This window comes from Polaromonas sp., from assembly GCF_013817205.1.
Lineage (GTDB): Bacteria > Pseudomonadota > Gammaproteobacteria > Burkholderiales > Burkholderiaceae_C > Polaromonas.
On record NZ_JACDDD010000002.1, the window covers coordinates 34129 to 59769 of the forward strand.

Annotated in this window: 23 protein-coding genes and 3 tRNA genes; 7 read left to right on the forward strand and 19 right to left on the reverse strand. The window is 61.9% G+C overall.

Going from position 1 to position 25641, the window contains the following annotated elements; translation table 11 throughout:
- The first annotated feature begins 2 nt into the window (after positions 1 to 2).
- Positions 3 to 1565: an NAD(P)H-hydrate dehydratase gene (locus tag H0W47_RS00740; protein WP_296919438.1), complete on the forward strand. Its 1563-nt coding sequence runs from the start codon at positions 3 to 5 to the stop codon at positions 1563 to 1565.
- On the opposite strand, the gene H0W47_RS00745 is transcribed toward H0W47_RS00740, so the two are convergent.
- Positions 1512 to 2072 carry a YggT family protein gene (locus H0W47_RS00745; RefSeq protein WP_296919440.1) on the reverse strand — a complete coding sequence of 187 codons (561 nt, stop codon included), beginning with the start codon at positions 2070 to 2072 and terminating at the stop codon, positions 1512 to 1514. The genes H0W47_RS00740 and H0W47_RS00745 overlap by 54 nt on opposite strands.
- A gap of 5 nt (positions 2073 to 2077) precedes the next feature.
- The gene (gene rnr / locus H0W47_RS00750; RefSeq protein ID WP_296919534.1) at positions 2078 to 4417 is read right to left on the reverse strand and encodes a ribonuclease R; all 2340 of its coding nucleotides are present in this window, start codon (positions 4415 to 4417) and stop codon (positions 2078 to 2080) included.
- A 170-nt stretch (positions 4418 to 4587) separates the two neighbouring features.
- On the opposite strand from rnr, the gene H0W47_RS00755 reads away from it, so the two are divergent.
- Positions 4588 to 4672, forward strand: a tRNA-Leu gene (locus H0W47_RS00755).
- Between the two features lie 100 nt (positions 4673 to 4772).
- Here H0W47_RS00755 and rimO read toward each other — a convergent pair.
- From rimO to H0W47_RS00780, 5 genes are all read right to left on the reverse strand, one after another.
- Positions 4773 to 6182, reverse strand: a complete 1410-nt coding sequence (rimO, locus tag H0W47_RS00760) for a 30S ribosomal protein S12 methylthiotransferase RimO (RefSeq protein ID WP_296919442.1) — start codon at positions 6180 to 6182, stop codon at positions 4773 to 4775.
- A gap of 65 nt (positions 6183 to 6247) precedes the next feature.
- Entirely contained in the window at positions 6248 to 6787 is a 540-nt protein-coding gene (gene phaR / locus H0W47_RS00765; RefSeq protein ID WP_296919536.1) for a polyhydroxyalkanoate synthesis repressor PhaR, read from the reverse strand.
- A 195-nt stretch (positions 6788 to 6982) separates the two neighbouring features.
- A tRNA-Val gene (locus tag H0W47_RS00770) sits at positions 6983 to 7059 on the reverse strand.
- A 159-nt stretch (positions 7060 to 7218) separates the two neighbouring features.
- Positions 7219 to 9483 (reverse strand): bifunctional (p)ppGpp synthetase/guanosine-3',5'-bis(diphosphate) 3'-pyrophosphohydrolase, encoded by a 2265-nt coding sequence (locus tag H0W47_RS00775; RefSeq protein ID WP_296919443.1) that lies wholly within the window; start codon positions 9481 to 9483, stop codon positions 7219 to 7221.
- Positions 9484 to 9492: 9 nt separating this feature from the next.
- Positions 9493 to 10392, reverse strand: coding sequence for an alpha/beta hydrolase (locus H0W47_RS00780; RefSeq protein ID WP_296919445.1), 900 nt, complete (start codon positions 10390 to 10392; stop codon positions 9493 to 9495).
- Between the two features lie 90 nt (positions 10393 to 10482).
- Here H0W47_RS00780 and H0W47_RS00785 point away from each other — a divergent pair, with 90 nt between their 5' ends.
- Positions 10483 to 11265, forward strand: a complete 783-nt coding sequence (locus H0W47_RS00785; protein ID WP_296919447.1) for a 3-hydroxybutyrate dehydrogenase — start codon at positions 10483 to 10485, stop codon at positions 11263 to 11265.
- 61 nt (positions 11266 to 11326) lie between these two features.
- Here the strand turns inward: H0W47_RS00785 and H0W47_RS00790 are convergent.
- Together H0W47_RS00790 and dnaQ are read right to left on the reverse strand one after the other, a co-directional pair.
- A tRNA-Val gene (locus tag H0W47_RS00790) sits at positions 11327 to 11401 on the reverse strand.
- A 31-nt stretch (positions 11402 to 11432) separates the two neighbouring features.
- A complete protein-coding gene (gene dnaQ, locus H0W47_RS00795; protein WP_296919449.1) occupies positions 11433 to 12140 on the reverse strand; it encodes a DNA polymerase III subunit epsilon in 708 nt (235 codons plus the stop codon).
- A 172-nt stretch (positions 12141 to 12312) separates the two neighbouring features.
- Here dnaQ and H0W47_RS00800 point away from each other — a divergent pair, with 172 nt between their 5' ends.
- Positions 12313 to 13428, forward strand: coding sequence for an ABC transporter substrate-binding protein (locus H0W47_RS00800; protein WP_296919451.1), 1116 nt, complete (start codon positions 12313 to 12315; stop codon positions 13426 to 13428).
- 38 nt (positions 13429 to 13466) lie between these two features.
- Here the strand turns inward: H0W47_RS00800 and fdx are convergent, their stop codons facing one another.
- The 8 genes from fdx to uvrB form a co-directional block, all read right to left on the reverse strand.
- Positions 13467 to 13805 carry an ISC system 2Fe-2S type ferredoxin gene (gene fdx / locus H0W47_RS00805; RefSeq protein WP_296919453.1) on the reverse strand — a complete coding sequence of 113 codons (339 nt, stop codon included), beginning with the start codon at positions 13803 to 13805 and terminating at the stop codon, positions 13467 to 13469.
- Between the two features lie 14 nt (positions 13806 to 13819).
- Positions 13820 to 15694 carry a Fe-S protein assembly chaperone HscA gene (hscA, locus tag H0W47_RS00810; protein WP_296919454.1) on the reverse strand — a complete coding sequence of 625 codons (1875 nt, stop codon included), beginning with the start codon at positions 15692 to 15694 and terminating at the stop codon, positions 13820 to 13822.
- Positions 15695 to 15718: 24 nt separating this feature from the next.
- Positions 15719 to 16249: a Fe-S protein assembly co-chaperone HscB gene (gene hscB / locus H0W47_RS00815; RefSeq protein WP_296919455.1), complete on the reverse strand. Its 531-nt coding sequence runs from the start codon at positions 16247 to 16249 to the stop codon at positions 15719 to 15721.
- 150 nt (positions 16250 to 16399) lie between these two features.
- Positions 16400 to 16723: an iron-sulfur cluster assembly protein IscA gene (gene iscA / locus H0W47_RS00820; protein ID WP_188708407.1), complete on the reverse strand. Its 324-nt coding sequence runs from the start codon at positions 16721 to 16723 to the stop codon at positions 16400 to 16402.
- Positions 16724 to 16743: 20 nt separating this feature from the next.
- A complete protein-coding gene (gene iscU, locus H0W47_RS00825) occupies positions 16744 to 17130 on the reverse strand; it encodes a Fe-S cluster assembly scaffold IscU (RefSeq protein ID WP_293592264.1) in 387 nt (128 codons plus the stop codon).
- Between the two features lie 40 nt (positions 17131 to 17170).
- Positions 17171 to 18388, reverse strand: coding sequence for an IscS subfamily cysteine desulfurase (locus H0W47_RS00830; RefSeq protein ID WP_296919460.1), 1218 nt, complete (start codon positions 18386 to 18388; stop codon positions 17171 to 17173).
- Positions 18389 to 18480: 92 nt separating this feature from the next.
- The gene (gene iscR / locus H0W47_RS00835) at positions 18481 to 19017 is read right to left on the reverse strand and encodes a Fe-S cluster assembly transcriptional regulator IscR (protein ID WP_296919462.1); all 537 of its coding nucleotides are present in this window, start codon (positions 19015 to 19017) and stop codon (positions 18481 to 18483) included.
- 276 nt (positions 19018 to 19293) lie between these two features.
- Entirely contained in the window at positions 19294 to 21414 is a 2121-nt protein-coding gene (uvrB, locus tag H0W47_RS00840; RefSeq protein WP_296919464.1) for an excinuclease ABC subunit UvrB, read from the reverse strand.
- Between the two features lie 172 nt (positions 21415 to 21586).
- On the opposite strand from uvrB, the gene H0W47_RS00845 reads away from it, so the two are divergent.
- Positions 21587 to 22783 carry an amino acid aminotransferase gene (locus H0W47_RS00845; protein ID WP_296919466.1) on the forward strand — a complete coding sequence of 399 codons (1197 nt, stop codon included), beginning with the start codon at positions 21587 to 21589 and terminating at the stop codon, positions 22781 to 22783.
- Positions 22784 to 22794: 11 nt separating this feature from the next.
- Positions 22795 to 23361, forward strand: coding sequence for a nucleotidyltransferase family protein (locus tag H0W47_RS00850; protein ID WP_296919468.1), 567 nt, complete (start codon positions 22795 to 22797; stop codon positions 23359 to 23361).
- 73 nt (positions 23362 to 23434) lie between these two features.
- Here H0W47_RS00850 and H0W47_RS00855 read toward each other — a convergent pair whose 3' ends face one another.
- Positions 23435 to 23575, reverse strand: a complete 141-nt coding sequence (locus H0W47_RS00855) for a hypothetical protein (RefSeq protein WP_296919469.1) — start codon at positions 23573 to 23575, stop codon at positions 23435 to 23437.
- Positions 23576 to 23690: 115 nt separating this feature from the next.
- On the opposite strand from H0W47_RS00855, the gene H0W47_RS00860 reads away from it, so the two are divergent.
- Positions 23691 to 24686 carry an SDR family NAD(P)-dependent oxidoreductase gene (locus H0W47_RS00860; protein WP_296919470.1) on the forward strand — a complete coding sequence of 332 codons (996 nt, stop codon included), beginning with the start codon at positions 23691 to 23693 and terminating at the stop codon, positions 24684 to 24686.
- Here H0W47_RS00860 and ygiD read toward each other — a convergent pair.
- Positions 24669 to 25523 (reverse strand): 4,5-DOPA dioxygenase extradiol, encoded by an 855-nt coding sequence (gene ygiD / locus H0W47_RS00865; protein ID WP_296919471.1) that lies wholly within the window; start codon positions 25521 to 25523, stop codon positions 24669 to 24671. The two genes, H0W47_RS00860 and ygiD, sit on opposite strands and share 18 nt — an antisense overlap.
- Positions 25524 to 25641: the final 118 nt, after the last annotated feature.

Genomic DNA, 25641 nt, shown 5'->3' on the forward strand with positions numbered 1-25641 from the left:
CCATGCACAAGCTCTCACACGCCCAGACGCTTCCCCTGCATGGTGTGGCGGCCACGCGCCGGCTGGAGCAGCAAGCGGCGGCGGCCCTGCCACCGCACACGCTGATGCAGCGCGCCGGGTTGGCGACGGCGCGCCTGGCGCGGGCACTGGCGCCGCATGCCCAGCAGATCTGGATCGCCTGCGGGCCGGGCAACAACGGCGGCGACGGCCTCGAAGCCGCCTGCCATCTGCACCAGTGGGGCAAAACAGTCACGGTGACCTGGCTGGGTGAAGCGGGCGAACGCGAGGGCAAGCTTCCCGCCGACGCGATGGCCGCGCTGCAGCGGGCCCGCTCCGCCGGTGTCCGCTTTGCCGACGCCCCGCCGCCCGGCGTCGACTTCGCCATCGACGCGCTGCTGGGCATAGGCGCCAGACCAGGAAGTGACGCCTCAGACGCCGGCGCCGCCCTGATCGCGCAATGGCTGCAATGGTTGCGCAACACCAGTCAGCCGGTGCTGGCACTGGACATTCCGAGCGGACTTGATGCCGATACGGGAACTGATTTTGCTCCTGAATCGATAGCTACTTGCGCCCGTCCAGCAAGGGCTGGAGCCCGTTTTTGTTTGAGTTTTTTGACCCTGAAGCCGGGTCTGTTCACCGCATCCGGAAGAGACCTCGCCGGGCAAGTCTGGTGGGACGACCTGGGCGTCACGGTTCCCGCAGAGAACACACCCGACGCCTGGCTGGCAGGGCAGGACTGCTGCAGTGCCGGCGGGCGCGCCGAGGTCCGCCACAGCAGCCACAAGGGCACGTTCGGCGACGTGGCCGTCATTGGCGGCGAGTCGAAGGGCAGCACCCACATGGCCGGCGCCGCGCTGCTGGCCGGCCGTGCGGCCCTGCATGCCGGTGCCGGGCGGGTGTTTGTTGCCTTGCTGGGCAGCCCGAGCCTGACCCTGGACCCGCGGCAGCCCGAACTGATGTTTCGCAACCCCGGGGCTCTGGACTTGGCCCACCAGACAATCGTTTGCGGTTGTGGCGGCGGCAATGCCGTCGCCGCAGTACTGCCAAAAATTTTGTCGAAGGCGCCAGCCCTGGTGCTCGACGCCGATGGGCTCAACGCCGTGGCCGGTGACACGTCCCTGCAAGCCCTGCTGCGCGCCCGGGCTGCGAGAGGCTGGCGCACCATTCTGAGTCCGCATCCGCTGGAGGCCGCGCGCCTGCTCGGCAGCTGCACGACCGACGTGCAGTCGAACCGCCCGGAAGCGGCAAAGCGGCTCGCCACGCAATTTCAGTGTGTGGTGGTACTCAAGGGTTCCGGCACGGTGATTGCCGCGCCAGCCGCCATTCCGGTGATCAACCCTACCGGCAATGCGCGCTTGGCCACGGCCGGCACCGGCGATGTGTTGGCAGGCATGTTGGGCGCGGCACTGGCCGCCGGGCTGCCGGCTTTTGAAGCTGCCTGCGGCGCGGTATTCCAGCATGGCCAGTTCGCGGACAACTGGCCGCCGGGGCAGGCACTGACCGCCTCGGAGTTAGCCCAGAACCATCAGGCCGATCTGCAGCAAGAGCAGCAGCACCAGCGCTGACAGGTCGACCCCGCCGATTTGCGGGATCACCCGGCGCAGCGGCGCCAGCAGGGGCTCGGTCAGGCGTCCCAGCAGGCCATATATCGGCGAGCCGGGCTGCACCCAGGAAGTGATCGCAAACGCCAGCACGGCGATAAAAGCCACCTGCAGGGCCACGCGCAGCAGCATCTTCAGCGCGCCCAGCAGCAAGGCCGGCAGCAACATGGGGCTGACAACCTGCATGGCGCCGGACAACATGCCGATCAGCAGCACACTGAGCAAAACATACAGCAGCGCCAGCACAAAGGCTGCCAGCACGCTGGCCCAGTCCACACGTGATTGCGCCACTGCGGTGGGCAGCACGCGGCGCAGGGGCTTGACGATCCAGTCGCTGACCGCCATCACGAAGATCCCCGGCTGAGCGCGCATGTTGATGCGCAGGTAGTTCATCCAGGCGCGCAGCAGGGCCGCACCGATCAGCACAAAAAACAGTGTTTCAAGCAGAAACGCCAGGATCCGGATCAGCATGCTGCTCAGCGCCTGGGTTTCTTGCTGCCGGATTTGCGGCTGGCGCTGCCGGCAGACTTCTTGACCGCCGCTTTCAGCGACTGGATCGGGGAGGCCGCCGTGCGGCTGCCTCCGGCGCTGCTGCCACGTCCACTGGCGCCTTGCCCGCTTCGCTTGTCGCCGCGTTTTTCCGCACGTTTGTCGCCACGCTCACCGGCGCCACGGGCCGATCCGCGCTCCTGCTCGGGCAGGTCGCCGGCGCGCCCGCCAGTCTTGTCCTTCATGGCCCGCGTCAGCAACTCCTCGCCCTCGCGAACCAGGCGGAAGTCGATCTTGCGGCCGTCCAGGTCCACGCGGCTGACCTGCACCCGCACCCGTGTGCCGATGGCATAACGGATGCCGGTGCGTTCGCCACGCAACTCCTGGCGCGCCTCGTCGAACTTGAAGTACTCGCCACCCAGTTCAGTGATGTGCACCAGGCCTTCGACATACATGGCGTCCAGTGTCACGAAGATGCCAAAGCCGGCAGCCGAGGTGACCACACCGCCGAACTCCTCGCCCAGGTGTTCGCGCATGTATTTGCACTTGAGCCAGGCTTCGACGTCGCGGCTGGCCTCGTCGGCGCGCCGCTCATTCGCGCTGCAATGCAGGCCGGCGGCCAGCCACGCCAGCTGGTCCACACTGAATTTTTTCGGCTTTTGCGTTGGGTCGCTGACACGCGATGCCAGCCGCTTGGACAACTTGGCCTCGGCCTCCCCCGGCGTCGGCAGGGTCGGCAACTGGTAAGTCGTCTGGTTCAGGATGGCCTTGATGACGCGGTGCACCAGCAGGTCGGGGTAGCGCCGGATCGGGCTGGTGAAGTGGGTGTAGGCCTCGTAGGCTAGGCCGAAGTGGCCGTTGTTCATCGGCGTGTAAATCGCCTGCTGCATGGAGCGCAGCAGCATGGAATGGATTTGCTGCGCATCGGCACGGTCCTTGGTCGCCACGGCAATTTGCTGGAATTCGCCGGGGCTCGGGTCGTCGCTGATGGTCATGCCCAGGCCGATGGCCTTGAGGTAGTTGCGCAGCATGTCTTTTTTCTCGGGTGTCGGCCCTTCGTGCACCCGGAACAGGCCCACATGTTTGCTCTGCGAGATGTAGTCGGCTGAACACACATTGGCCGCCAGCATGGATTCCTCGATCAGCCGGTGCGCAACGTTGCGTGTGCGCGGCACGATTTTTTCAATCCGGCCGGCGTCGTCGCAGACGATCTGGGTTTCGGTGGTTTCAAAATCCACCGCACCACGAACGCTGCGCTCCTTGAGCAATGCCTGGTAGACGTCGTGCAGGTCCAGTAGGTGCGGCACCAGGACCTTGCGCTGCGTCGCCTCGGGCCCGCGCGTGTTGCCGAGGATGGCAGCGACTTCGGTGTAGGTGAAACGCGCGTGGCTGAACATAACGGCCGGGTAAAACTGGTAGGCGTGAACCTCACCCTTGGCGTTGACCAGCATGTCGCAGACCATGCACAGGCGCTCGACATTCGGGTTGAGCGAACACAGGCCGTTGGACAGTTTTTCCGGCAGCATGGGAATCACGCGGCGAGGGAAATAAACACTGGTCGCACGGTCGTAGGCATCGACGTCGATCGCGCTGCCCGTCTCGACATAGTGACTGACATCAGCAATCGCGACCAGCAGGCGCCATCCTTTGCCGCGCCCCACCTTGGTCGGCTCGCAATAAACTGCGTCGTCGAAATCCCGGGCGTCTTCGCCGTCGATGGTCACCAGCGGAACGTCGGTCAGGTCCACGCGGCCTTTTTTATCCGCCGCCCGCACCCCATCGGGCAGGGCGCGCGCGAGGGCCAACGCTGCATCACTGAACTCATGCGGCACACCATATTTGCGCACGGCGATTTCAATCTCCATGCCGGGATCGTCGATCTCGCCGAGCACTTCCTTGACGCGCCCCACCGGCTGGCCGAACAGCGCTGGCGGCTCGGTCAGTTGCACCACCACAATCTGGCCGGTTTTGGCAGTACCCGTGGCCCCCTTGGGGATCAGCACATCCTGACCATAACGCTTGTCTTCCGGCGCCACCAGCCAGACACCGCTTTCCTGCAGCAGACGGCCAATGATGGGGTTGGATGAACGCTCGATGATTTCGGTGACCCGTCCTTCGGGACGGTTCTTGCGGTCGTGCCGCACGATGCGCGCCTTGACACGGTCCTTGTGCAACACGGCACGCATTTCATTGGGCGGCAGGTAGATATCGGCCTCGCCGTCGTCGCGTTGCACGAAGCCGTGGCCATCACGGTGGCCCGAAACAGTGCCTTCAAATTCGGCAAGCAGCCCGGCGCCCTGGCCGGTACTTTGGGTAGTTGTTTTGATAACTGATCTCTCTTCTTGAGATGGTTGATTGTCGAAATTCAGCAAAAAACGCGCCGGTGACCGGTCCGCATCTGCTTGTTGTGGGAGCAGCCAAAACAGCTGCAATGTGGACGAAAATTTTTGAAGTCCGCCCCGGAAAAACCATTCTGTAATGGTACACTGCTGGCTGTGCCCGGGTGGCGGAATTGGTAGACGCGCACGGTTCAGGTCCGTGTATCGCAAGATGTGGAGATTCGAGTTCTCTCCCGGGCACCAGATACAACAAAACCAGCAAAAACTGGAGCTAACAAGGCCGCTGCCAACCCAGCGGCCTTTTTGCTTTCAGGCGCCTTGCAAGCCACCGTTGCAGGCTTTCTCAGACCGGTAGAGCCACCAGGTCGTGGCCCTGGGTTCCAACAATCCGGGCCTTGGTGAATTCCCCGACTTTCAGCGTCTTGCTTATTTTTTCCGGTGGCAACAGCTTCACCACGCCATCGATCTCGGGCGCATCGGCATAACTGCGGCCCACGCCGCCTTTTTTGCCCATGCCAGGGGCCGAATCCACCAGTACCTGCATGGTGGCACCCACGCGCTGCTGCAGCTTCTGGCTGGAGACCGCCTCGGCCACCGCCATGAAGCGCGCCCTGCGCTCTTCACGCAGTTCCGTCGGCAGCATGCCGGGCAACTGGTTGGCGGTAGCGCCGTCCACCGGGCTGTAGGCAAAGCAGCCGGCACGGTCAATCTTCGCTTCGCGCATGAAGTCAAGCAGGTGCTCGAACTCGGCCTCGGTCTCGCCAGGAAAGCCGGCAATGAAAGTGCTGCGAATCACGATCTCTGGGCACATCTCGCGCCAACGCGCGATACGCTCCAAGTTTTTCTCGCCGCTGGCCGGACGCTTCATGCGTTTGAGCACGTCGGGATGGCTGTGCTGCAGCGGAACGTCGAGGTAAGGCAGCACCTTGCCGCTGGCCATCAGGGGAATGATCTCGTCAACGCTGGGGTACGGGTACACATAGTGCAAACGCACCCAGGCGCCGTAGGGCTCGGCGATCTCGCCTAGCGCCTGCACCAGTTCCAGCATGCGGGTCTTGACGGGCTTGCCGTCCCAGAAACCGGTGCGGTACTTGACGTCTACGCCGTAGGCCGAAGTGTCCTGGCTGATCACCAGCAATTCCCTGACGCCGCCTTCAAACAGTGCGCGCGCCTCACCCAGCACATCACCAATCGGGCGCGACACCAGGTCGCCGCGCATCGAAGGGATGATGCAGAAGGTGCAGCGGTGGTTGCAGCCTTCGCTGATCTTCAGGTAGGCATAGTGGCGAGGTGTCAGTTTGATGCCTGCAATGCCGAAGGAGTTAGGCACCAGGTCCACAAACGGGTCGTGCGGCTTGGGCAGATTCAAGTGCACAGCATCCATCACCTCCTGGGTGGCGTGTGGGCCGGTGACGGCGAGCACACTGGGGTGCATTTGTCGCACCAGATTGCCACCGCCATCGCCAGATTTGGCGCCCAGGCAACCGGTCACGATGACGCGGCCGTTTTCAGCCAACGCTTCGCCGATGGTGTCCAGGCTTTCCTTCACGGCATCGTCGATAAATCCGCAGGTGTTGACGATGACGAGGTCCGCACCCTCAAAGGTTTTGGAGGTCTGGTAACCCTCGGCGCTCAGTTGCGTGAGGATCAGTTCAGAATCGGTCAAGGCCTTGGGGCAACCGAGGCTGACAAAGCCGACGCGCGGGACCTTGTTCGGGGATGTGATGGGTGCGGGGGAAGGGACAGAACTCATGCTTGTATTGTCTCAGAGCGGGCTGTCAGGCGCCGGTCCCTCAGCAAAGCACCTTCAGGACGGTGTCAGCGCTTGAGCCCGAGCGCAGCCAGCATCTGCTCGCTCTGCTTTTGCATCTGCTCCTGCATTTGGGTGAACACGGTTTTGGACTGCTCGACGTAGCTGCCCATCATGCCCTGCATCATCGGCGACTGAGCGTTCATGAACTGCGCCCACAATTCAGGCGTGAGGCCTTTAGACTGCTCGCTCATCTTGACCTGCAAGTCCATGAAGGACTGGACGTTTTTTTCGAGATAGCTGCCCATGAAGCTCTGCATCGCATTGCCGTAAAAACGGATGATGTTGCCCAGCACCGCCTCGGTGAACATGGGGGCGCCACCGGTCTCTTCTTCGAGGATGATCTGCAGCATGATGCTGCGCGTCAGGTCTTCGCCAGTCTTGGCATCACGCACAACAAAGTCGGCGGTGGCCATCACGAGTTGCTTGACGTCGGCCAGCGTGATGTAGGTTGAGGTGTCGGTGTCGTAGAGCCGGCGATTCGGGTACTTCTTGATGATGCGCGTTTTGGCGGTCTTGCCCTTGCCTGCAGCGGCTTTGCCGGACAACGGGCCCGGGTTGGCGGCGTGGTTGTTTGGCGAACTGACGGGCTTGCTTTTTGGCACTGGGCGAACTCCTGCGATGGCTGCCTGTGCCGATGCGCAGGACGGACTTTCATTCTAGGAAGTATGTATACCAACAATCCCCTTGGTTTACCCTGTGTGCACTGCGGAGACCGCAGCGATCAGGAAACTCCGGGAATTTGGTAGGCGCGATTGGACTCGAACCAACGACCCCCACCATGTCAAGGTGGTGCTCTAACCAGCTGAGCTACGCGCCTAAGGACTGTTCGACCTCGCCATTGTAGCAGGAGAATATGGCCCCCACGCTCGTGCACTGCGTGTAACTCGCTGCCCCCCGAGGGGGCGCGTTTTCCTTGGGGCGGCCCTGCGGAAAACTTCTCGCATTCTTCTCACTGCAGCTGGTGACCACACCCGCATCAGCGCCTCCGTGCGGAACGCACACCGCCGACCTCCGCAACAATGGCCAGCACCTGATTGAGCCGCCCCGAGTCTGCCACCTCGACCGTGAAAGTCATCCAGGCGGTACCGCCGCGGTTGTCCTTGACCGAGGTGGTTTGTACGCCGATGACGTTCATTTTTTCCTTCGCGAACACTTCTGAAATGTCGCGCAGCAAGCCCTGGCGATCGGCCGCCTCAATGGCAACATCCACCGGGTAGACCGAACTGCCGCTGGTTTTGGGCTGACTCCATTCGACCTCAATCACGCGGTCAGGGCTGCCGCCAGCCATGTTGCGGAAGTTGCTACAGTCGCTACGGTGAATGCTCACGCCCTTGCCCTTGGTGACAAAGCCAAGAATGGCATCAGGCGGTGCCGGCTTGCAGCACTTGGCAAGCTGGGTGAGCAACGAGTCTATGCCCACCACCAGCACCCCGCCCTTGCCGCCGCCGGACTTGCTGGGTCTGGGTTTTTTCGCCAGCACGTAGTCATCCTGCGTGGGCGGTGGCTCGGGCGGCTTGAGCATGTTTTCAATGGTGCGCAACGACAACTCGTCCTTGCCCACCACTTCGAACAAATCCTCGGCGCTCTTGAAACCCAGCTGGGTCGCCACGTCCTCCAGCTTCATCGCGGTTTTGCCTTCGCGCTGCAGCAGCTTTTCCACCGCCTCGCGTCCACGAGCCACAGTTTGCGTCAAGGCCTGCGCGTTGAACCAGGCGCGCACCTTGGACCTGGCCCGGTGGCTCGCCAGAAAACCGAGCTCAGGGTTGAGCCAGTCGCGCGAGGGCCCACCCTCTTTGGTAGTGACAACCTCGACAGTCTGACCGTTCTGCAGCGGGGTATTCAAGGGCACCATGGCGCCGTCCAGCCTGGCGCCGCGGCACCGGTGACCGAGGCTGGTATGCACGCTGTACGCGAAGTCCAGCGCCGTCGCACCTTGCGGCAGCTCAATCACGGCCGCATCGGGCGTCAGCACATAAATGCGGTCCTCGAACAGGCCTTGCGTGGACTCACGCGCTTTCGCGGACGCCGGCCCGGACAGATCGCGCTCCCAGGCCAGCAGCTGGCGCAACACCGCGATTTTTGCGTCGTACTCGCTGCTGGCCGACACCCCGCTGTAGCCTTTGGCGCCGGCTTCCTTGTAGGCCCAGTGAGCGGCCACCCCATGCTCGGCATGGTCATGCATGGCCTGTGTGCGGATCTGAATCTCGACTGCCCGTTGCTGAGCGTCGCGCACCACCGTGTGCAGCGACTGGTAGCCGTTGGACTTGGGCTTGGCGATGTAGTCGTCGAATTCTCCCTCCACCGGCGTGAAGTTGGCATGCACAAAGCCGAGCGCCGCATAACAGCCCTTGACGTCCGCAGCGATCACACGCAACGCGCGGATGTCAAAGACCTGCGCGAAGTCCAGCGACTTGCCGCGCATTTTCTTGACGATGCTGTAAATGTGTTTGGGCCGGCCCTGCACGAGCGCAGCGATGCCGGCGCTGTTCAGCGCACGTTCGAGTTGCGCGCGCAGCGCCTCCATGAAACCCTCGCGCTCGGCGCGTTTTTCGTCGAGCAGGCGTGCGATCTGTTTGTAGGTGTCAGGTTCAAGAAAGCGGAAGGCCAGGTCCTCCATCTCCCACTTGATCTGCCAGATGCCAAGACGGTTGGCCAGTGGCGCAAACACATGCAGGGACTCGCGCGCCACGGCCAGCGGCGCCTGCTGCCGGATCGACGCAAAGTGACGCAAGGTCTGCAGGCGAGATGCCAGCCGCAGCATGACAACGCGCAAATCGCGCGAGAACGCCAACAACATCTTTCGCACATTTTCTGTCTGCGCCGCCGGGTCTTCCGTCAGCTGCGCCTTGGCATCGGCGACACGGGCCTGCCTTTGCACATTGACCAGCTTGGTGGTCTCAATGGCCAGCGTGGCGAAGTTGGCGCCGAAGGCCTTGGCAATGACCTCCTGCGGCTTGTTCAGGTGCGCACAGGCATGCACCAGGTAGGTGGCGGCCTGCATGGCTTCCGAGCCGCCTATGGCCTTGAGGATGGCCGCAACGCCATCGGCATGCGCGAGGATGTTTTCACCCGTATCCAGCAGTTCGCTCGCAATGAGGGGCTCGGCGAATGCGCGCGCCCGAACCAGGGCATGCGGCTGGTCCGACAGGCTGTCCGCCGTGGCCGTCACGATGGACGCATTGGCTGTTGCTTGAATGCGCACTGCAGGCGAGGCACCCTGCCCGCCCCCGGTATGTTTCATGACAAGACTTCAGACAAAAAGAAAATCACTGATGGTGCTGACCTGGTCTTCAGAGACCAGCGTCGGCGCGTGCCCCACGCCGTCGAATGCCACCACCCGCGCCCGAGGTCCCCGCTGGGTCATGGCCAGTGCCGTTTCCTCACTCAGCAGATCCGATTCGGCGCCGCGCAGGATCAGCACCTGTGCCCGGATCTGATCGTACAGCGCCCACAACTGGGCTTCGCCCTGGCGCGCCGATTCCTCGGTCGCAGCACGCACGGCAGCGGCAATCGCCGGGTCGTAATGCAGCATCACGCTACCGTCTTGCGCGCCAGGCACCGGCTTGACCATAGGGCGCGACAAGGCCAGCCACTGCTCGGGCGTGTGCGGGCCGAAACTTCTGGAAACTGCCCACATCGCATCGGCTGCCTGCTGCAGCGATGCAAAATGGCCCGCCTTGCCGAGGTAGGCCGCAATGCGCTGGATGGCGGCCCATTCGATGGCCGGACCCACGTCGTTGAGCACCAGCTTGCGGACAGGCGCAGGCAGAGGCAGGCCGGGTTGGCCCGCAATCGCCATGCCGATCAAGCCGCCCATGCTGGTGCCTACCCAGTCCAGCGTCGCGATCGGTGATTGCTGGTTCAGCTGTGCCAGCAAGGAGAGCATGTCGGCGGCGTACTGCGGGACCTGGTAGGCCATCGGGTCCTTGAGCCAGTCGCTCTGCCCGCGACCCGCCACGTCCGGACACACCACCCGCGCCTGATCCGCGATGTAGTCAGCCAGCACATCAAAATCCCTGCCTTGCCGCGACAGGCCATGCACGCATACCACCACATGCGGATTTGCTGTATCACCCCACTGCCAGTACGCCATGCGATGACCACCTGCAGCATCGACACAGGGTAGGTAGTTCAGCGTAGGTTCGGTCATTGCGAAGGAATCCGGGTTTGAGGCTTGATAATTGCTGAAGCCGCTTTTTCAGCGCTTCGATTGCATCGTAAATCATCCGGAGAAAACTTCATGCTCAAAGGTAAAACTGCCCTCGTGACCGGCTCGACCAGTGGCATCGGCCTGGGAATCGCCAAAGCGCTGGCGCAACAGGGTGCAAATATCGTGCTCAACGGTTTCGGCGACGCCGACGGACCGCAGGCAGAAATAGCCGCGCTGGGTGCGCGCGTGGCCTATCACAACGCCGACATGAGCAAACCGGCGGAAATCGAAGCCATGATGGCTTTTGCGGCGGAGCAGTTCGGTCAGGTGGACATCCTCGTCAACAACGCTGGCATCCAGCACGTGGCGAAGATAGAGAACTTTCCGGTCGAGCGCTGGGACGCGGTGATCGCGATCAACCTCAGCAGCGCCTTCCACGCCACACGCCTGGCCCTGCCCGCCATGCAGGCCGCCGACAGTGGCAGGGGCTGGGGCCGCATCATCAACGTCGCATCCGTCCACGGCCTGGTCGGCTCGGCTGAAAAATCCGCGTATGTCGCGGCGAAACACGGCATCGTCGGTCTGACCAAGGTCACCGCGCTCGAAAACGCCACCACGGGCGTGACCTGCAATGCCATTTGCCCGGGCTGGGTGCTGACCCCGCTGGTTCAGAAGCAGGTCGATGCCAGAGCGGCTGCCGGCAAGATTTCCAATGAGGACGCCACCCGCCAGTTGCTCGGCGAAAAGGAACCATCGATGCAATTCACAACACCCGAGGAGTTGGGCGCCCTGGCTGTGTTCTTTTGCTCCCCCGCCGGCAACAACATCCGTGGGGTGGCATGGAATATGGACGGCGGCTGGACCGCCCAGTAGCAAAACGGGAAGCGGAAAAGGAAAAACCCCAAGCCGATGCGGCTTGGGGTTTATTTTTTTTTGGTGGGCGGTGCAAGTTTCGAACTTGCGACCCCTGCAGTGTGAATGCAGTGCTCTACCCCTGAGCTAACCGCCCTGTTGGTCAGCCTCAGATTATAGCGGTTTTATCACGTGGTCTCGAGCACTCGCCAGACTGTTTTTCCCTTGCTGGCCTTGTCGATATCCGTGAGCAAGGCTTCGTGAGCGGACTTCTCCTGCTCATTGGCCAGCAGCAAGGGCAAATCGAATCCGCTGAGGTCAATTGCAGGGATGGCGTTGCCATCAGCAGCCGTGCTGCCAACGTCCATCACCAGTGCGTTCTGCCCGCGCGTGAGGTTGATGTACACATCGGCCAGCAGTTCGGCGTCGAGCAAGGCCCCATGCAGGGTCCGTCCGGAATTGTCGACCTCCAGACGGTCGCATAACGCATCAAGCGAGTTGCGCTTTCCTGGAAACAGCTCCTTGGCCATCATCAGGCTGTCAGTCACCTTGGCGATGCACTGCGTGACAGGTGGCCGCCCCATCAGTTCAAGCTCCTTGTTCAGGAAACCGATATCGAACGGCGCGTTGTGGATGATGACTTCTGCGCCCTCGAGGTAAGCCAGCAACTCGTCGGCGAGCGCCGCAAACTTCGGTTTGTCGCGCAGAAACTCATTGCTGATGCCATGGACCTTCAGTGCGTCTTCATGGCTGTCGCGCTCCGGGTTCAGGTAGAAATGCTTGTTGTTACCGGTGAGCTTGCGGCCGATCAACTCGACACAACCTATTTCAATGATGCGGTCGCCGTTTTCAGCGGACAGTCCGGTGGTTTCAGTGTCAAGAACGATTTGGCGCATGCGCGGATTATCGCCCCGTGCGACATGGTGCGCACTCCCGGACTACGGCGGGCATTTGCGGCCCGCCTCTTGCATTACATTAAAGACTAATTATTGATACCTAAACAATCTGGGCCTTGCCGTGGCCCACGACGTTTTCCAAAGCCTTTTCTTTGCAACCCATCGGGACATCATGACCTCTGCCCTTCGCATCCTCGCTTCCGTGCTGGCCCTGTGCGCCAGCCTGCCGGCCCAGGCCGACTCCAAACCGATCCTGATCGGCCAGACCTATGTACAAAGCGGTCCACTGGCATCGCTGGGCACTGAACCGCTGGTCGGCATACGGGCGATGCTCAAGGCCGTCAACGCGACCGGTGGCATCAACGGCCGCCCGGTGGAGCTCAAACAACTGGACGACGCCTACGACGCCGCGCGGGCAGCCGACAATGTCAAAAAACTGGAAGCCGAAGGTGCAGTGGCCATTCTGATGCCGATAGGCACAACCTCGTCGATGGGCGCCCTCAAGGCCGCCAACGAACTGAAGATCCCGCTGATCGCCCCCTACACGGGCGCAGGACCGGTCGTCAAATTCTCGGAATACGGCTTCCCGGTGCGCATCAGCTTCGACGAGGAGTATGGGCGCATCGTCAATCATCTCTTCACGGTGGGCATAACACGCATCGCCTTTGCGCACAACGACAATCCGGGCGCGCGCTCGGCCATGGAAAGCACGCGCAAATTCGTCGAGGAGCGCGGCAGCAAGATGGTGGGCAGCGCCGCCATCCAGAACGACGGCTCCGACGCGGAGGCCAAGGCGGTCGAGCTGGCCAAACTCAAACCAACCGCCGTCGTCCTGTCAGCAACCAACGCGGTCGCCGCGAAATTCATCAAGGCCTATCGGGCTTCGGGTGCGGAAGCGCGCTTCTACTCCTTCTCCTTCCTGAACGGGCAGCAGTTGCAGAAGGACATTGGCGCGGATGCCGTGGGCGTGGTGGTGTCGCAGGTGGTGCCCTATCCCTGGAACCCGGCCATGCCCATCCTGACGGAGTACCAGGCGGCCATGAAGAAGATGGGCGCCACCGAACTCAGTTATGGCAGTCTGGAAGGTTATGTCAGCACCAAGGTCCTGATCGAAGGCCTCAAGCGTGCCGGTGCCAACCCGACACCTGAATCCCTGAAGAAAGCGCTGGAGACTTTCAAGTCACTGGATCTGGGCGGGATTTTCGTACGCTACGGTCCGACCGACCACCAGGGCATGACTTTTTCCGAGCTGTCCATGCTGCGCAAGGACGGTGGCTACGTGCGCTGAGCGCCGACCACAGACCGGCACTGGCCAGGCTCAGTGCCTCAGTGCACTTCCTTGGCGTGATTGATCGAGTACTTGGGGATCTCGACAGTCACATCGCTCTGCGCCAGCAAGGCCTGACAACTCAGGCGCGAATTGGGTTCCAGCCCCCAGGCGCGATCCAGCAGGTCTTCTTCGGTTTCATCGAGCTCGTTGAGCGATGCAAAACCCTGGCGCACGATCACGTGACAGGTGGTGCAGGCCGCGCTCATGTCGCAGGCATGCTCGATGTTGATCTTGTTGTCGAGCAGCGCTTCACAGATCGAGGTGCCGGCAGGCGCCGAGACCTCGGCGCCGTTCGGGCAGTACTCGGGATGGGGCAGTATCTTGATGATGGGCATGGTTGTGCGGCTCTTCAGACCGTGGCGATGTTTTTGCCGGTCAGCGCCTGGCGGATGCCGCGGTTCATACGCTGCGCGGCGAAGTTTTCGGTGCCCGCAGCAAGCGCCTTGACTGCGGCTTCGATCTGCGCTGCGTCACCCTGCTGCCGCGTTTGGGCCAACTCGGTCATCAGGAGGGAGATGTCAGCTTTCTCCGCAGCTTCCAGCAAGTCTGCATCGGCAGCCAGCGCGCTTTGCGTCGCCAGCAACATACGGTCGGCGTCGACCTGCGCCTCAGCCAGCGCCCGAGCCTGCATGTCCTGCTGGGCCGTGGAAAAACTCTCCTGCAACATGCGGGCGATGTCGTCGTCGGACAGGCCATAAGATGGCTTCACATCGATACGGGCTTCCACGCCGCTGCCCTGCTCTTTCGCGTTGACACTGAGCAGGCCGTCGGCATCGACCGTGAAGGTCACGCGGATGCGCGCCGCGCCTGCCGCCATGGGCGGAATGCCGCGCAGCTCAAACCGCGCCAGGCTGCGGCAATCTGCCACCAGGTCGCGCTCGCCCTGTACCACATGCAATGCCAATGCGGTCTGGCCGTCCTGATAGGTGGTGAAGTCCTGCGCCATCGCCGTCGGAATGGTCTGGTTGCGCGGCACGATGCGTTCGACCAGGCCACCCATGGTTTCAATGCCCAGCGACAGCGGGATCACATCAAGCAGCAACAGTTCGGTGCCCGCGGCGTTGCCCGCAAGCTGGTTGGCGGAAACCGCAGCGCCCATCGCCACCACTTCATCGGGGTTCAGGTTGGTCAGCGGCTCACGGCCGAAAAAGCTGCCCACCGCGCGGCGTACCTGCGGCATGCGGGTCGAGCCACCCACCAACACCACGCCCTGGATATCGTCCTTGCCCAGTTGCGCGTCGCGCAAAGCCTTGCGCACCGCCGCCAGCGTACGTTGTGTCAAGGACGCGGTAGCCGCTTCGAAATCCGCCGCTTTGAGGTCAAACTGCACGTTAGCCCTTGTCAGACGTGCGGAGAATGCTACGGAATCTGTAGCAGAGAGGGCCTCCTTGCTGGCCCGCGCGGTCTGCAGCAAGGCCGCCTTGTCGCCTGGCGTCAGCGTGTCTGCTGCCACACCGGCCTTATCCAGCACCCACTGGACCAGCGCGCGGTCGTAGTCGTCGCCGCCCAAGGCCGAATCACCGCCGGTGGAGACAACTTCAAACACACCCTGGCTCAGGCGCAGGATGGAGATGTCGAAAGTGCCGCCGCCCAGATCGTAGATCGCGTAAATGCCTTCGCTGGCGTTGTCCAGCCCGTAGGCAATGGCTGCCGCTGTCGGTTCGTTGATCAGGCGCAGCACATGGATACCGGCCAGCTGCGCGGCATCCTTGGTCGCCTGGCGCTGCGCATCGTCAAAGTATGCCGGCACAGTGATCACCGCACCGAAGATGTCGTCGTCGAAGGTGTCCTCGGCCCGGTAGCGCAAGGTCGCCAGAATCTCGGCACTGACCTCGACCGGGCTTTTTTCTCCGGCCACGGTCAACACGGCGACCATGCCCGGCTTCTCAATCAGCTCGTAGGGAAGCTGCGCGCGGCTGGCGATGTCCGCCGTACCGCGCCCCATCAGCCGTTTGACCGAGCTGATGGTGTTTTTTGGATCCTCCACCTGCGCCGCCAGGGCCTGGTAACCGATCTGGCGAGTGGCAGCGCCAGAATCGTCCAGCCCGTAACGCACCACGCTGGGCAGGATCACACGGCCCTGTTCATCAGGCAGGCATTCGGCCACGCCGTTGCGCACGCTGGCCACCAGCGAATGGGTGGTGCCGAGGTCAATACCGATGGCGATGCGTCGCTGGTGCGGATCCGGCGTCTGACCGGGCTCGGAGATTTGCAGTAAGGCCATGAGTCTGGGGTCGCGTTTTATTTGTTATGAAGTCAATTGTCCCAGCGCGTCGATGCGCGCATCGACTTCACCGGTAAAACGCTCAATAAACATAAGGCCTCTCACCTGCCGGGCGGCCGCTGGAAAGTCTTTGGCGACGTCCAGCAGATGCTCTAATTTTGATAGCTGCTCGCGCTTGCTGGCCGTGGCCTCGGCAGCAATTTCATCGATATCGTCGATCCCTCCGGCGTCATCCAGCGCTTCGCGCCACTGCATCTGCTGCATCAGGAAGTCGGCCGGCATGGCGGTGTTGCTCTCCGCCTCGATGGGTGCGCCCTGCATTTCGCACAGGTACATGGCCCGCTTGAGCGGGCTTTTCAGGCGCTGATAGGCCTCATTGATGCGCACCGACCACTGCATGGCCAGCCGCTGCGCAGCAGCGCCCTGCGCCGCAAACTTGTCGGGATGCGCCTCGCGTTGCAGCTCTTTCCAGCGGGCATCAAGCACAGCACTGTCCTGCGCGAACTGCGCGGGCAGATCGAAAAGTTCGAAATCGTTGGATTGGAGGCTTGGCACGAGAAGCGGCTTTCGGGATGGGAAGCGTAGCGAGCGGGCGTCAGGCTAGGCGCACGGAGCGCAGCAACCGGAACGTACTTCATGTACGTGAGGATTGCGAGCACCGCGCAACGACGCATGGCGGCCACGCAGTAGCTTTACACACAAAAATCACACACGGAAGGACTCGCCGCACCCACAGCGATCGCGCTCATTCGGATTGATGAACTTGAAGCCCTCGTTCAGGCCCTCGCGCACAAAGTCGAGCTGGGTACCGTCGATATAAGCCATGCTTTTGGGATCGACCAACACCTTGACGCCGTTGTCCTCAAAGACCACGTCTTCAGGCGCGATTTCGTCCGCATATTCGATCTTGTAGGCCAGGCCGGAGCAGCCGGTGGTTCGCACGCCCAGGCGCACGCCCACGCCCTTGCCGCGTTTTGTCATGTAACGGGTGACGTGACGTGCTGCGGCGTCGGTGAGGGTAACGGACATGATTGCGGGTTATCGAAAGATCAGTGGGCGTGTTTGAGCTTGTAGTCGCTGACCGCAGCCTTGATCGCGTCTTCGGCCAGGATGGAGCAGTGAATTTTCACGGGCGGCAGGGCCAGTTCCTCGGCAATCGCGCTGTTCTTGATGCTCGCCGCTTCGTCGAGCGTCTTCCCCTTGACCCATTCTGTCACCAGCGAACTCGACGCAATCGCCGAACCGCAGCCATAGGTCTTGAAGCGCGCATCTTCAATCACACCCGTCAGCGGGTTGACCTTAATCTGCAGCTTCATCACGTCGCCGCAGGCCGGTGCGCCGACCATGCCGGTGCCTACCGTGTCGTCGCCCTTTTCGAACGAGCCGACGTTGCGGGGGTTTTCATAGTGGTCCACCACTTTTTCGCTGTATGCCATTTTGTTTACCTCTGAATCTGATGTGCGCCACTGCTGGCGCTTAGTGTGCGGCCCATTGGATGGTGGACAAGTCGATGCCGTCCTTGAACATTTCCCAAAGCGGCGACAGGTCCCGCAGCTTGGCCACGTTTTCCTTGATGGTCGCCACCGCGTAATCGATTTCTTCCTCGGTGCTCCAGCGGCCTATCGTCATGCGCAGGCTGCTGTGGGCCAATTCGTCACTACGGCCCAAGGCGCGCAACACATAACTGGGCTCCAGGCTGGCCGAGGTGCAGGCCGAACCGCTGGACACAGCCAGGCCCTTGATGCCCATGATCAGCGATTCACCCTCGACAAAATTGAAACTCATGTTGAGGTTGTGGGGCACACGCTTGTCGGCGTGGCCATTGAGGAACACCTCTTCCACATCCTTGAGCCCTGCAAGCATGCGTTCATGCAGGGCCAGGATGCGCTTATTTTCCTCATGCATTTCCGCTTTGGCAATACGGTAGGCCTCGCCCATGCCCACGATCTGGTGCGTGGGCAAGGTGCCCGACCGCATGCCGCGCTCATGACCGCCGCCGTGCATCTGGGCTTCCAGCCGCACACGCGGCTTGCGTCGCACATACAGCGCGCCTATGCCCTTGGGGCCGTAGGTCTTGTGCGAAGTCAGGCTCATTAAATCCACGGGCAAGGTGGCCAGGTCGATGTCAACCCGCCCGGTTGCCTGCGCGGCGTCCACGTGGAAAATCACGCGTTTTTCGCGGCACAAGGCGCCGATGGCCGCGATGGCCTGAATCACGCCGATTTCATTGTTGACGTACATCACGCTCACGAGAATCGTGTCGGGGCGAATCGCCGCCCTGAGCACCTCAAGGTCCAACAGGCCATCGGCCTGCACATCGAGATAAGTGACTTCAAACCCCTGGCGCTCCAGCTCGCGGCAGGTGTCGAGCACGGCCTTGTGTTCGGTCTTGACGGTGATGAGGTGTTTGCCCCGCGTCTTGTAAAACTGCGCGGCGCCCTTGATGGCCAGGTTGTTGGACTCGGTCGCGCCACTGGTCCAGACAATCTCGCGCGGATCGGCGCCTATCAGTTCGGCCACCTGTTCACGGGCTTTTTCGACAGCGGCTTCCGCCTCCCATCCCCAGGCGTGGCTGCGTGATGCCGGGTTGCCGAAATGCTCGCGCAACCAGGGAATCATGGCGTCCACAACCCGCGGATCGCAGGGATTCGTGGCGCTGTAATCCATGTAAATGGGGAAGTGAGGCGTTTCCATGTGGCTAGCTTGTTAACTCACGGCTGGCGTGCAGCATCAAAAAAAAAAGGTAGTCTGCCGCCGGTTTTTTCAACCGGCAACGACCGGCCGGATCAGGACTTGGAAAAAGCGTTGCCGAGCGCAAACACCGAATTCGGTGCATTCACGCGCATCGGCTTGGCCACCGGCGCAGTGAAAATGGCCTTTTTCACCATCGGGGTGTTTTCCACCACCACGCCTTTGGCCAGCTGGTCGTCCACCAGTTTCTGCAAACTGACCGAGTCGAGAAACTCCACCATGCGGCTGTTCAGCGAGGCCCATAGCTCGTGCGTCATGCAGCGACCGCCATCACCGAGGCAATTTTCTTTGCCGCCGCACTGGGTGGAATCAATCGGCTCGTCCACCGACACGATGATGTCTGCCACGGTAATTTCAGCGGCCTTGCGGCCCAGCGTGTAACCGCCGCCAGGGCCACGGGTGGATTCCACCAGTTCATGGCGGCGCAGCTTGCCGAACAACTGTTCCAGGTAAGACAGCGAAATCTGCTGACGCTGGCTGATCGCAGCCAGGGTAACGGGGCCGTTGTTCTGGCGCAGGGCGAGGTCAATCATTGCTGTGACCGCGAAGCGGCCTTTGGTCGTGAGGCGCATTTTCAAGCTCCTTTAAAAGTTGGCTTGACTGTCGTTTGGCTCTCCTTGCAAAGCTTGTGGCCCGCAAGGAACTCTTCTCCACCCACCCTCGCTGAACGGCCATTCCAGCGCAGGGCTTCTTGTTGTTGACTGTTTTAATCAAGTATACCACAGGCGACCGTCCTTCACAGTGCGCCCGGGCGCCTGTAACAGACCCGGAAGAGTGTGCGGAAACGTCCCCTGCCCCGCTTTTTTGGAGTCAAATCCCGCGCCGCAGTTCCCGAGAATCGTGAAAGGTTATTCAGGACCCGATCCGGTGGCCGGGAACGGCAGGATGTTGTCGGCGCCCGGTGCGCCGAAGGCCTGCGCCTTGAGCGCGTGCAACTGGTCGCGGACCCTGGCGGCTTTTTCGAACTCCAGGTTTTTGGCGTGTTCGACCATCTGTTTTTCCAGGCGCTTGATTTCGCGCGCGATGTCTTTTTCGCTCATGTCCTCGACCAGCGCCTTCTGCAGCTCCAGCTTTTCGGCGTCCTTGCCTGACTTCTCGCTGTAAACACCGTCGATCAGGTCCTTGATGCGCTTGACGATGCTCTTGGGCGTGATGCCATGCTCGAGGTTGAAGGCAATCTGCTTGTTGCGGCGCCGCTCGGTCTCGTCCATGGCTTTTTTCATGGAGTCGGTGATGCGGTCGGCGTACAGGATGGCCCGGCCGTTCAGGTTGCGGGCAGCCCGGCCTATGGTCTGGATCAGGCTGCGTTCGGCGCGCAAAAAACCCTCCTTGTCTGCATCGAGGATGGCTACCAGGCTGACCTCGGGAATGTCCAGGCCCTCGCGCAGCAGATTGATGCCGACCAGCACGTCAAAAGCCCCCAGGCGCAGATCGCGCAGGATTTCGACACGCTCGACTGTGTCCACATCGCTGTGCAGGTAACGCACCTTGACGCCGTTGTCGGTCAGGTAGTCGGTCAGCTGCTCGGCCATGCGTTTGGTCAGCGTGGTGATCAGCACACGTTCGTTCTTGTCGACACGGATGCGGATTTCCTGCAGCACGTCGTCGACCTGATGGGTGGCCGGCCGCACCTCAACCTCGGGATCGACCAGGCCGGTGGGCCGCACCACCTGCTCGACCACCTTGCCGGCATGCTGCTGTTCGTAGGCAGCAGGCGTGGCCGAGACAAAAATCGCCTGGCGCATCTTGGACTCGAACTCCTCGAACTTCAGCGGCCGGTTATCCAGCGCGCTCGGCAAGCGAAAGCCGTACTCGACCAGCGTAGTCTTGCGCGCGCGGTCGCCGTTGTACATGGCGTTGAGCTGGCCGATCATGACGTGGCTCTCGTCGAGAAACATCACCGCATCCTTGGGCAGGTAGTCGCACAAGGTCGATGGCGGCGAGCCCGGCGGCGCGCCGCTCAGGTGGCGCGTGTAGTTCTCGATGCCCTTGCAGTGGCCAATTTCGCTGAGCATTTCCAGGTCGAACCGTGTGCGCTGCTCGATGCGCTGGGCTTCCACCAGCTTGCCGTCTCCGACAAACTGTTTGACACGTTCGGCCAGCTCCAGCTTGATGGTCTCGACCGCGGCCATGACCTTGTCGCGCGGCGTCACGTAATGGCTTTTGGGGTAGACCACAAAACGCGGCACCTTCTGGCGGATGCGTCCGGTCAGCGGATCAAACAGCGAGAGCGTCTCGATCTCGTCGTCGAACAGCTCGATGCGGATCGCCAGTTCGGAGTGCTCGGCCGGAAACACGTCGATCACGTCGCCGCGCACACGGAAAGTGCCGCGCGCGAAGTCCTGGTCGTTGCGCGCGTACTGCATGCGGATCAGGCGCGAAATCACGTCACGCTGGTTCATCTTGTCGCCGCTGCGCGCGATGAAACGCATCTGGGTGTAGTCCTCCGGGGCGCCAATGCCGTAGATTGCGCTGACGGTTGCGACGATGATCGTGTCACGCCGCTCCAACACGCTTTTGGTCGCCGACAGCCGCATCTGCTCGATGTGTTCGTTGATCGCCGAGTCTTTTTCAATGAACAGGTCGCGCTGGGGCACATAGGCCTCGGGCTGGTAGTAGTCGTAATAACTGACGAAATACTCGACGGCGTTTTTCGGAAAAAACTCGCGGAACTCGCTATAGAGCTGGGCCGCCAGCGTCTTGTTGGGCGCAAACACAATCGCCGGCCGGCCCAGCCGGGCAATCACGTTCGCCATGGTGAAGGTCTTGCCGGAACCGGTCACGCCCAGCAGGGTCTGAAACACCTCGCCATCATGGATGCCCTCGACCAGTTGCTCAATCGCTACCGGCTGGTCGCCGGCCGGCGGGTACGGCATGAACAACTCGAACGGCGAGTCCGGAAAGCGTACAAATTCGCCCGTGACAGGGGCTTCGCCGGCTGCAGGCATGACTTCAATCAGTTCTGGCATAGGTATCTCAATCCTGGCCCGCTAAAATCCGGGGCAACCAAACAGAATACGACATTTGGAACATGGGCGCAGCCAAAAGGCCGCCGATGTCCCGACTGTCTGCGTAACACACGGTAAACCAGATGGCGTGCCGGACCGTTTGAAACACAAACCACCCTTCCAGAGGATTTTCATGTCGCTTTTCACCGCCGTCGAAATGGCCCCCCGTGACCCCATATTGGGCCTGAACGAGCAATTCAATGCCGATACCAACCCGAACAAGGTCAACCTCGGCGTGGGCGTGTATTACGACGACAAGGGCAAGCTGCCACTGCTGCAGTGTGTGCAGATCGCCGAAAAAGCCATGATGGAAGCGCCCAAGCCGCGCGGTTACCTGCCCATGGATGGCGTGGCCGCTTATGACGCCGCCGTCAAGGCGCTGGTCTTTGGCGCCGACAGCGAGCCGGTCAAAAGCGGCCGCGTCGCGACCGCCCAGGGCATTGGCGGCACCGGCGGCCTCAAAATTGGCGCGGATTTCCTGAAGAAACTCACACCCAATGCCAAGGTACTGATCAGCGACCCGAGCTGGGAGAACCACCGCGCCCTGTTCGCGCAGGCCGGCTTTACGGTTGAAAGTTACCCGTACTACGACGCTGCCAAACGCGGGGTGAACTTCGACGGCATGCTGGCCGCGCTGAACGCTGCAGCCGAAGGCACCATCGTTGTGTTGCACGCCTGCTGCCACAACCCGACCGGTTATGACATCACGGCCGTCCAGTGGGACCAGGTGATCGCTGCGGTCAAGACACGCAAGCTCACCGCCTTCCTCGACATGGCCTACCAGGGCTTCGGCCACGGCATCGCCGAAGACGGCGCCGTCATCGGCAAGTTTGTCGCCGCCGGCCTCAACTTTTTTGTCTCGACCTCGTTTTCCAAAAGCTTCAGCCTCTACGGCGAACGCGTCGGCGCCCTGTCGGTCGTCTGCGAGAGCAAGGAAGAAGCCGAACGCGTGCTGTCCCAGATGAAGGTCGTGATCCGTACCAACTACAGCAACCCGCAGATTCACGGCGCCACCGTGGTCGCCAACGTGCTCAACAACCCAGAACTGCGCGCTCTGTGGGAGAAGGAACTTGCGGAAATGCGCGTGCGCATCAAGGCCATGCGGCAAAAGCTGGTGGACGGTCTGAAAGCCGCCGGTGTGAAAGAAGACATGAGCTTCATCACGACGCAGATCGGCATGTTCAGCTACTCGGGCCTGACCAAAGACCAGATGGTGCGACTGCGCAATGAGTTTGGCGTGTACGGCACCGACACGGGACGCATGTGTGTCGCCGCGCTGAACAGCCAGAACATCGCCCACGTCTGCGCGTCCATCGCCAAAGTACTGTAAATCCATTCCTGATGGACGCTCTGGCGCAGCGATTTGTGCAGGACACCCTGCGCAACCACTGCAATGCCGTCCTGCTGGAGCGCCTGCCGGAACTTGGCTTACCCGATGCGTGGCTGGTCGGGGGCTGCCTGTTCCAGACAGTGTGGAACCTGCTGGAAGGCCAGCCGCCCGGCGCCCGCATCCGCGACTACGACATCTTTTACTTCGACGGCACAGACCTGTCGGAAGCCACCGAAACTGCGGTCAATCTGCGCGCACGGCAGGTCTTTGGCGGTCTTGGGGTGCAGCTCGAACTGAAGAACCAGGCCCGTGTGCACACCTGGTACCCGGCGTATTTCGGCCGGCCTTGCCCGCCTCTGGGCAACGCCTGCGAGGGCGTCAACCGCTTCCTGGTGGGCAGCACCAGCGTCGGTTTGCGCCAGTCCGGTGGCACTGTGCAAGTGCATGCGCCGCACGGACTGGAGGACCTGTACCGCGGCCTCCTGCGCGCCAACCCGCGGGTCGATCACGGCCCGCTTTACGGCAGCAAAGCGCGTGACTACCAGGCGCGCTGGCCCTGGCTTCAGCTTGCGGATTGAGTTCAAAAAAGCCTCCAGCCCTTCACTGGCGAGCGCAAGCAGCTCCTGAATTGATAGCGAACGCTGCTAAAATTTACGCCGCAAGCGCCGCCACCGCATCGTAGAAAAAGCGTTCTTCCACGATGTTCTCGCCTGCGCAGCGTTGGTGCGCTGGCTCGTCGATACACATGGTCTTGCCCGAATGGCGGGTGAACTCGAACACCCAGTGGATCACAACATATTTCGTGAACGCGCCGGGATTGTGTCACCGCCAAGTGCCTCGAAGGCGACACCGAGGCCCAAGCACTCCGTGCAAGATGGAACCCGCTTTGTACTGCACCCGGAGCCCCATGCCTATAGATTTCCCGCTTCCGTCGCCCGTCGTTTCTGCCTTTGGAGCGCGCAGCACCGCGTTGGACGTGGTGGCCGGATGCCCCTTGCACAAGCGCCATGCCATTGTGACCGGCGGCGCGTCAGGGCTGGGGCTGGAAACATCGAAAGCGCTTGCGTTTGCCGGGGCCCACGTCACGCTGGCAGTTCGCAACCTGACCCAGGGAGACACCGTGGCCAGGGGCTTGCGGGCAGCCTTTCCGCACGCGGCCATCAGCGTGGCACAGCTGGATCTCGCGGACATTGCCAGTGTGCGCAGCTTCGCTACCGGGTGGCTGGCAACAGGCGCCACACTGGACATCCTCATCAACAACGCCGCGATTATGGCTTGCCCGCTGACACGCACGGTGCAGGGCTGGGAGGCGCAATTTGCCACCAATCATTTGGGCCACTTTGCCCTGACAACCGCCCTGCTCCCGGCGCTGTTCCGGGCGGGAGCCGCCACCGGGGACGCGCGCGTGGTCTGCCTGAGTTCCGCCGGCCACAAGATCGCGGATGTCGATTTCGATGACATTCATTACGAGCGCCGCGACTACAACAAATGGAACGCGTATGGCCAGGCCAAAAGCGCCAATGCATTGATGGCATTGGGTTTGCACTTGAAATATGCTGCACGCCATGTCACCGCCAACGCCGTACACCCCGGCGGGATCATGACCGGCCTGCAGAAATACCTGCCCATGGAGGAAATGCGTGCAGCTGGCTGGCTCAAGGCGGACGGTACGCCACTGGACATCTTCAAAACACCGGCGCAAGGCGCCTCAACCAGTGTGTGGGCGGCAAGTGCGCCAGAACTCCGGGGCCGGGGCGGCCTCTACCTGGAAGACTGCCGACAAGGTTTACCGGCCGAGTCCAACAATCGGATTTCGGGGTACTTACCCCATATCGCCGACCCGGCCGCCGCGCTGCGCCTCTGGGAAGTGTCCGAAAGAATGCTCTCAGCCCCAGACAACTGAACGCATCGAGATAGAGCCCAGCTGGAAGTTGGTATTGAAAAAACGCGGCTGCTCGCCCGCATCCACCGCACCGGCCGCATACAGCAGCGGCAGATAGTGTTCGTGCGTGGGGTGGGCCATTTTGGCAAGCTGACCGAGCTTGAGGAAATTCTGCAAGGCATCCAGATTACCCTGCTGGATTTGCCCGCCGGTGGTCTGGTCAAACTCCAGCGCCCAGTCATACGCCTGGTTGCCGGCCGCGCCACGCTGGGCCTGACGCAGGTTGTGCACGATGTTGCCGCTGCCGACGATCAGCACACCACGTTCGCGCAGGGCCTTGAGCTGCCGGGCCAGTGCGTAGTGTTCTTCGGGCGCCCGGCTGTAGTCCATGCTGAGTTGCATGACCGGAATGCTGGCGTCCGGAAACATCGGTTTGAGCACCGACCAGGTGCCGTGGTCCAGCCCCCACTCGGTCTCGTCCAGTCCCAGCGGCGCCGAACCGCGCTGCCTGACCTGCTGGCTGATGGCGCGCGCGACTGCGGCATCGCCGGGCGCTGGGTACTGCTGGTCAAACAACTCCTGCGGAAAGCCGCCAAAGTCGTGAATCGTCTTGGGCTGGTCCATGGCTGTCAGCCACCAGCCTTCTGTCAGCCAGTGTGCAGAAATGCACAAAATCAGCTGTGGCGGCGGGTAATCGGCGCCGAAGCGCGCGCCCAGGGCCTGCCAGCTGCGCCGGTATTCGTTGTCAGTGATGGCGTTCATCGGGCTGCCATGGCCCACAAACATCACCGGCATGCGGTCGGATTTTTTCAGCGTGGCAAAGGAATCAGGCGCAACAGCGTGGTGGGTATCGGTCATAGGCAGTACGGTTGGGTTGCATTATTGGTTGTTTTACATCTGCCTGCCTGAAATCAGGGAAACAGGGTGGCAGCTCAGCAGCACGTGTCTTTTCTGGTCCCCGGCAAAAGGACCCCGC

Excerpts from the sequence above, each read along its gene's own strand:
- H0W47_RS00860 (WP_296919470.1), top strand. The coding sequence starts at position 23,691 with ATGCCTATAGATTTCCCGCTTCCGTCGCCCGTCGTTTCTGCCTTTGGA.
- H0W47_RS00830 (WP_296919460.1), bottom strand. The coding sequence starts at position 18,388 with ATGGAAACGCCTCACTTCCCCATTTACATGGATTACAGCGCCACGAAT.
- H0W47_RS00785 (WP_296919447.1), top strand. The coding sequence starts at position 10,483 with ATGCTCAAAGGTAAAACTGCCCTCGTGACCGGCTCGACCAGTGGCATC.
- iscA (WP_188708407.1), bottom strand. The coding sequence starts at position 16,723 with ATGTCCGTTACCCTCACCGACGCCGCAGCACGTCACGTCACCCGTTAC.
- H0W47_RS00800 (WP_296919451.1), top strand. The coding sequence starts at position 12,313 with ATGACCTCTGCCCTTCGCATCCTCGCTTCCGTGCTGGCCCTGTGCGCC.
- H0W47_RS00745 (WP_296919440.1), bottom strand. The coding sequence starts at position 2,072 with ATGCTGATCCGGATCCTGGCGTTTCTGCTTGAAACACTGTTTTTTGTG.
- iscU (WP_293592264.1), bottom strand. The coding sequence starts at position 17,130 with ATGGCATACAGCGAAAAAGTGGTGGACCACTATGAAAACCCCCGCAAC.
- H0W47_RS00740 (WP_296919438.1), top strand. The coding sequence starts at position 3 with ATGCACAAGCTCTCACACGCCCAGACGCTTCCCCTGCATGGTGTGGCG.
- H0W47_RS00845 (WP_296919466.1), top strand. The coding sequence starts at position 21,587 with ATGTCGCTTTTCACCGCCGTCGAAATGGCCCCCCGTGACCCCATATTG.
- uvrB (WP_296919464.1), bottom strand. The coding sequence starts at position 21,414 with ATGCCAGAACTGATTGAAGTCATGCCTGCAGCCGGCGAAGCCCCTGTC.
- H0W47_RS00780 (WP_296919445.1), bottom strand. The coding sequence starts at position 10,392 with ATGACCGAACCTACGCTGAACTACCTACCCTGTGTCGATGCTGCAGGT.
- H0W47_RS00775 (WP_296919443.1), bottom strand. The coding sequence starts at position 9,483 with ATGAAACATACCGGGGGCGGGCAGGGTGCCTCGCCTGCAGTGCGCATT.
- ygiD (WP_296919471.1), bottom strand. The coding sequence starts at position 25,523 with ATGACCGATACCCACCACGCTGTTGCGCCTGATTCCTTTGCCACGCTG.
- H0W47_RS00850 (WP_296919468.1), top strand. The coding sequence starts at position 22,795 with ATGGACGCTCTGGCGCAGCGATTTGTGCAGGACACCCTGCGCAACCAC.
- iscR (WP_296919462.1), bottom strand. The coding sequence starts at position 19,017 with ATGCGCCTCACGACCAAAGGCCGCTTCGCGGTCACAGCAATGATTGAC.
- hscA (WP_296919454.1), bottom strand. The coding sequence starts at position 15,694 with ATGGCCTTACTGCAAATCTCCGAGCCCGGTCAGACGCCGGATCCGCAC.
- dnaQ (WP_296919449.1), bottom strand. The coding sequence starts at position 12,140 with ATGCGCCAAATCGTTCTTGACACTGAAACCACCGGACTGTCCGCTGAA.
- fdx (WP_296919453.1), bottom strand. The coding sequence starts at position 13,805 with ATGCCCATCATCAAGATACTGCCCCATCCCGAGTACTGCCCGAACGGC.
- rimO (WP_296919442.1), bottom strand. The coding sequence starts at position 6,182 with ATGAGTTCTGTCCCTTCCCCCGCACCCATCACATCCCCGAACAAGGTC.